Origin of the sequence: Acetobacterium sp. (assembly GCF_036508315.1) — a bacterium.
GTDB lineage: Bacteria > Bacillota > Clostridia > Eubacteriales > Eubacteriaceae > Acetobacterium.
This window is the reverse complement of sequence record NZ_DATCHP010000115.1, coordinates 21,664-27,899: the sequence shown is the minus strand read 5'-3', so window position 1 is coordinate 27,899 and position 6,236 is coordinate 21,664. Positions and strand designations below refer to the sequence as shown.

The following is a 6,236-nucleotide window of genomic DNA, read 5'->3' as shown; positions in this document are numbered from 1 at the left end:
GCACTTTGTTTGTTACCGCCGGAAAGCCCAAAATCGGACTATGTTTGATACTGATTTCAGGACTGCTCAATGGTTTTTTGGATTATGTCTTTATCGTCGTGTTGAATATGGGAATTTCTGGTGCTGCATGGGCAACGGCTACTGGCTATTTAATTACCCCTATCTTCGCTTTATTTTATTTTGCAAAACCCAGAACCAATTTGTATTTTGTAAAACATACTGTTGATCTTAATGCAATCTTTAAAAGTTGTATTAACGGTTCTTCTGAAATGGTCAGCAATCTTGCCGGCAGCGTGATCGCGTGGCTGATGAATTTAACCATGATGCATTTTGCCGGAGAAAGCGGAGTTGCTGCCGTAACGGTTGTTTTATACACTCAGTTTATATTCACCTCAATTTTTCTCGGCTTTTCAAATGGTGTGGCTCCGATCATCAGCTACAACCATGGCAGTAAAAATGTAAAACAGCTTCAAAGCATTTTTAAAATATGTATGCAGACCATCGTTGCTTTTTCTATCCTGATGATTGTATTGGCTTTTTTGATGGCAGGACCGGTTGTTTCTATATTTTTACCTAAAGGTTCAGAGTCTTACATTATTACTTATCATGGTTATTTGCTGTTTTCAATCAGTTACTTATTTGCAGGGATCAATATTTTCACTTCTTCCCTTTTCACCGCACTTTCAAATGGAAAAGCTTCCGCTCAGATATCCTTTGCCAGAACCTTCTTGTTTACGGTGGTTAACATCCTGGGCTTTTCTCTGATCTTTGGTATGAACGGCCTATGGATGGCTGTCCCAATCGCCGAAATATCAACCTTAGTCCTTGCTTTTATATATGTGAAAAAGTTCCGCCTGACCTATTTGTATTATTAGAGTGTTGCTGAACAATCATTCCATATTGCAAAATCCCTGATATCAATATTTATACCCATAACGTAATAAACTTATTATTATGTTATGGGTATCTTATGGTTGTTAATGATTAATTGTGGGTATAAACATGAATAAAGAGAACAACAGTTTATAGAATTAATGAGGATGGTATGCAATGAAAAATCAATACTATGAGGTGTTAAATTATGAAGAAAATTGAAATTGCTCTGGATAAAAAATCCAGGGGACTGATCGTTATTACGGGCTGTGATTCTGGCGTGGGCAAAAGTCTTGTCCTTGTCCTGCTTCAAATGGGATATAAGGTTATTCTATCCTATCTGGATCAAAACCCCTTTGAAAATGAACCCAACGTCTATTCCCGGAAAATGGATTTTCGGAAACCGGAAGAAGTGGTTGATTTCTGCCACTATGTAAAAGACCTTTGCCAAAGCGAGGGGAAACTTGAGGCGGTTATCGCAAATGCAGGTGTTGCCTTAGGGGGGTCTATTGAAAATCTTCCCATGAGTATTTACAGAGAATGTTTTGAAATCAATTTTTTCGGTGTGATTGAGATCATCCAGGCCCTGATCCCTGAACTGATACGAGATAAAGGAAAAATCATGATACACGGTTCAATGGCCGGCAGGGTTGCATTGCCATTTCTATCCCCTTATGTTTCAACAAAATTTGCTCTTGAAGGATTTTGCGACTCCCTGAGACGGGAGATGAATCCCTTCGGGATTAAAACCATTCTGCTGGAATCCGCTGCCATTGCAACACCGATCTGGAACAAGGCCAAGAACCAGGACATTTCATTTGTAGATAAAAAATATTTGAAAAGCCTTTACCTTTTTCGGGACAAATTCATAGATGGCGGAAACTCCGGAATGGACAGGGAGCTTGCCGCTTTGAAGATTGCAGGAATATTGGACAAAAAAAATCCGAAGGCCAGATATATTATTTCAAAAAACAAGGCCAGTTCAAAACTGCTGCTCCTGATGCCGTCTTTTGTCCTCGATAAGGCTGTTGTTAAAATGTATGAAATGGATTACGGTGACCATGCTTGATTCATTAAAGCATGGTCAAGCAGCTTTTGAAAAAATTTGATTTCGTTCAGAATAGCTCAACGAAATCAAATTTTCAGGCTCAAAAAAAAGCTAGAGCCGATTCCACATTTTCACCTGCAGAACCGGCCTAGCTCAAAATCTCTGTTGTCATCCGTTTGGACTCCTTCTGTTGATTTTACCAAAAACCTTCTTTTTTACTTTCCAGTGCAAACACCATTCACTCTGTTAGGATCATTCTGTTTTCAAAATCAGGATTCTTTTAACTCACGTAAAACTGTTTAACATATTCTAACTGTCATTCTTGATCTCGGACTATTTCCCGTTTCCAATTTCAAATCCAATATGGTTTTTACAAACCGCTGGAGATTTTCGTTGTCCAAAAATGATCTTTAAACATTATCATTAAACGCTCTTGTGAGGGTTCCTCCATCTCTTGATTTCGAAGCAATCTGTTTTTACATTCAAATCATTTCCTTTACCATTAAAATCGAATCACTTTACTGTTGGCTAAAACTTTACTTTCAACCTTGGCTAACTTCATTAATCTTTTGGTTGAGTTATGGGAGTGTTTGCTTTTCAATGATCGAAATCATTCAATCCAGAAAGGATTAAGTTGATCTTTGATTTATCTTAAGTATAACACCTTTTTTCAAAAAGTAAATAGATAACATGTAAACGTTTGTATTAATTTTGTATATTAAGATAATATTAAGGTATCGTATTCTAAAAATTTCGAATAAAAACAGCATGGGCTAGGTGAGCCCATGCTGTTTGACATGATTTATTCAGATTTAAGGTTTCAATAATACTGTGAAGTGCTGACGTTCCACAAAATATTTTCCTGGTGCCCAGCTGTTACAGCTTAAATTTTGTTTTGAATCGTTCAATGGCTTCTTCTGTACTCTCTCTGCTTGCAAAAGCAGTCAGTCTGAAGTATCCTTCACCACTGGGGCCAAAACCAGCACCAGGTGTACCCACAATATTGACATCATGAAGCACTTTATCAAAAAACGACCAGGAATCCATTCCCTTTGGTGTCTTGAGCCATATATATGGAGCGTTTACGCCTCCGAAAACTTCAATACCGGTACTCTTGATACCTTCTCGTATAAGCTTGGCGTTATACATATAGTAGTCGATGAGGGCTTTGACCTGCTTTTGTCCTTCTTTGGTATAAACAGCTTCAGCCCCTCTTTGTATAATATATGGAACACCATTGAATTTGGTGGCCTGTCTTCTGCTCCATAATTTGTTAATTTCAGTTGCCTCGCCGGCAGCGGTGTAGCCTAGAACTTCCTTGGGAACAACGGTATAAGAACATCGGGTTCCAGTAAATCCGGCATTTTTTGAAAAACTTCGAAACTCGATGGCTACCTCTTTGGCGCCTTCAATTTCATAAATGCTGTGGGCCACATCATCTTCCTGGATATAGGCTTCATAGGCAGCATCATACAAAATAATTGCCTGATTGTCTTTTGCATAATCCACCCACTTCTTCAGTTCTGTTTTGGAAATGGTTGTCCCTGTGGGGTTGTTGGGGAAACACAGATAGATGAGATCAGCTTTCTCACTTGGCAGCTGGGGTATAAAGCCATTTTCAGCTGTACACGGCATGTAGGTCATGTTTGTCCATTTGCCATCGTCGCCTAAACTGCCGCTTCTCCCGGCCATAACGTTGCTGTCAATATAAACAGGGTAAACCGGATCAGTAACAGCAATTTTATTGTCAAGACCAAAGATTTCCTGGATATTTGCGGTATCACTTTTGGCGCCGTCACTTACAAAAACCTCGTCAATGTCCAGGTTGACTCCCAGGGCTTTGTAATCAAACTCAATGATTTTTTCAATGAGGAAGTCGTATCCCGGTTCAGGACCATATCCTCTAAACGTCTTCTCATCAGCCATTTCGTCAACTGCTTTGTGCATGCTGGTGATAACAGCTTCCGGTAATGGCTTGGTCACATCTCCGATGCCAAGTTTAATGATATCTGCCTCCGGGTTTTGAGCCTTGTACGCATCCACCCTCTTCGCTATTTCAGAAAAAAGGTAACTTCCTTGTAATTTTAGATAATTCTCGTTAATTAATGCCATTTTATTTTTTCCTTTCAGTAAATAAAAATAATAATAGGTGCTTCCAAAAGTATGCTGTGCTTTGCTGTTTGTTTTTTATGAATTTCGCAATCCACTAAATAATAAATAATTTGCGATAAATTTAACTCTAATTATTTTTTAGACCATTTTGAAAAATCCAAGGTAGCAAAATAGTCATCTGGAGTTTCTGCACGTCGAATCAGTTCTGTTGTCCCATCTTCTTTCAGGAGAATTTCAGATGAACGCAGCTTTCCGTTGTAGTTATAGCCCATCGAAAAACCGTGGGCGCCGGTATCATGCATCACGATCAAATCTCCGATATCAATTTTCGGCAGCATCCTGTCAACTGCAAACTTATCGTTGTTCTCACACAATCCCCCTGTGACATCGTACTTATGGTCATAGGGTTTATTCTCCTTACCCATAACGGTAATATGGTGATACGCCCCATAAATAGCCGGACGCATCAGATTTGCCGCACAGGCGTCCAAACCGATGTATTCTTTATGGGTATGTTTTTCGTGAAGCACAGTTGATACCAGGTGACCGAATGGTCCCAGAACAAATCTTCCGAGTTCAGTGAAAATGGAAACATCGCCCATTCCGGCAGGTGTTAAAATCTCATCAAATGCTTTTTTAACGCCTTGTCCGACTTCATAAATATCCGTTGCCTCCTGATCAGGAAGATAGGGTATGCCCACCCCTCCGGAAAGGTTAATAAACGCAATGTGCGCACCTGTTTCCTGCTGTAATTCAACTGCGGTTTCAAAGAGTATTCTAGCCAGAGCCGGATAATATTCATTGGCAATGGTATTACTTGCCAAAAATGCGTGGATGCCAAAATGCTTTACCCCTTTACTCATGAGTATTTTGAAACCTTCTGTCATTTGCTCCCGGGTAAAACCATATTTTGCATCCTGTGGGGTATCCATGATGGCATTATCGATCACAAAATCCCCGCCTGGATTAAATCGGCAGCTGATTGTTTCGGGGATCCCTGCTGCTTCTTCCAGAAAATCAATATGGGTAATATCATCAAGTGTGATGGTTGCATTCAAGTTCCGGGCCAGGACAAAGTCCTCTTTTGGGGTGACATTGGAAGTAAACATAATATCGTCATTTTGAAACCCTACCTTGTCAGACATCATCAGTTCAGTATAAGATGAGCAATCGACGCCGCAGCCTTCTTCTTTTAGAATTTGCAGGATTGCCGGCGTGGGTGTGGCCTTTACTGCAAAGTATTCTTTGTAACCCTTATTCCATGAAAATGCCTCCTGGAGATGACGGACATTTTCTCTGATTCCCTTTTCATCATAGAGATGAAAAGGCGTTGGGTACTCTTTTACGATTTCCTTTAATTTTTCATAGCTTACAAAAGTCTTTTTCATTTTTTTTGTTTCCTTTCATGATTTCAATCAATTTTATTTCATTTTTCATCGAGTCTTTAAACAGGTCAATGAGATTCTTCTTTTTGGAATAAAGACAGGTCGAGTATTCACCATTATTCATATCGCCAATGAGAACATTAGTTGAATCAGCAATAAGTCGGATCTGTTGAAGTGGTTGTTCCGTAATATATACGGTAGCCCCTTCTAAACAAAATGGCCCATTAGTGATAATCACCATTTTAGTTCCTTTGCCGATTGCATTCTTAATATCCGAAAGAACGGTTTCAAGTATTTGACCTGATACCGAAAGATATACCCTCTCTTGAGCTTCTAAAATCATATTTTTCAGTTTATTCAAAATATTTTTCTCGCCTTTTATGGTGATGTATCCTTCAACCACATCTCTTTTCTTGGGGATGCTCTTGATCAGGTCTTTCTTTGATTCCTGAAGTTTTCTGATTTTATTTTCACAGAATTCCTCAATAGGAACCGGTGTATATCGAATGGTCGATTCTTCTATTACAAATGCCCCTCCCTTTTCTACCAGAGAAGCAAGGGAAGTGTATGCATTCGATCTTGCAATGCCAGTTGCTTTTGCAACCTCATATCCATTCAAATCCCCTTCCGAAATGAGGGTTAAATAGATGGAAGCCTCGTGTCGGGTCAAGTCAAATTGTGTCAGTCGTTCAACGATATCCATAATGGTATCAATCCTTATTTATTTTTTTTATAAAATTTCATCGCAATGATCAGCACATCTCCCAATGATCATTATCTAAAAATCCTGGACTTATTAATAAATTGCCGTCACAGTT

5 protein-coding genes are annotated in these 6,236 nt (G+C 39.2%); 2 read left to right on the top strand and 3 right to left on the bottom strand.

Translation table 11 applies throughout. The features are described 5' to 3' along the window. On the top strand, positions 1-875 hold an 875-nt coding region (locus VIK44_RS14150; RefSeq protein ID WP_331554539.1), incomplete at its 5' end, for an MATE family efflux transporter. A 206-nt stretch (positions 876-1,081) separates the two neighbouring features. Continuing rightward, positions 1,082-1,942 (top strand): SDR family NAD(P)-dependent oxidoreductase, encoded by an 861-nt coding sequence (locus VIK44_RS14145; protein WP_331554538.1) that lies wholly within the window; start codon positions 1,082-1,084, stop codon positions 1,940-1,942. A gap of 855 nt (positions 1,943-2,797) precedes the next feature. Here VIK44_RS14145 and VIK44_RS14140 read toward each other — a convergent pair. From VIK44_RS14140 to VIK44_RS14130, 3 genes are all read right to left on the bottom strand, one after another. Then, on the bottom strand, positions 2,798-4,033 hold the full coding sequence (locus VIK44_RS14140) for an LL-diaminopimelate aminotransferase (protein ID WP_331554537.1): 1,236 nt from the start codon (positions 4,031-4,033) through the stop codon (positions 2,798-2,800). A gap of 131 nt (positions 4,034-4,164) precedes the next feature. Continuing rightward, positions 4,165-5,421: a diaminopimelate decarboxylase gene (locus VIK44_RS14135; protein WP_331554536.1), complete on the bottom strand. Its 1,257-nt coding sequence runs from the start codon at positions 5,419-5,421 to the stop codon at positions 4,165-4,167. Next, positions 5,396-6,121, bottom strand: coding sequence for a TrmB family transcriptional regulator (locus VIK44_RS14130; protein ID WP_331554535.1), 726 nt, complete (start codon positions 6,119-6,121; stop codon positions 5,396-5,398). The genes VIK44_RS14135 and VIK44_RS14130 overlap by 26 nt, the downstream gene beginning before the upstream one ends. Positions 6,122-6,236: the final 115 nt, after the last annotated feature.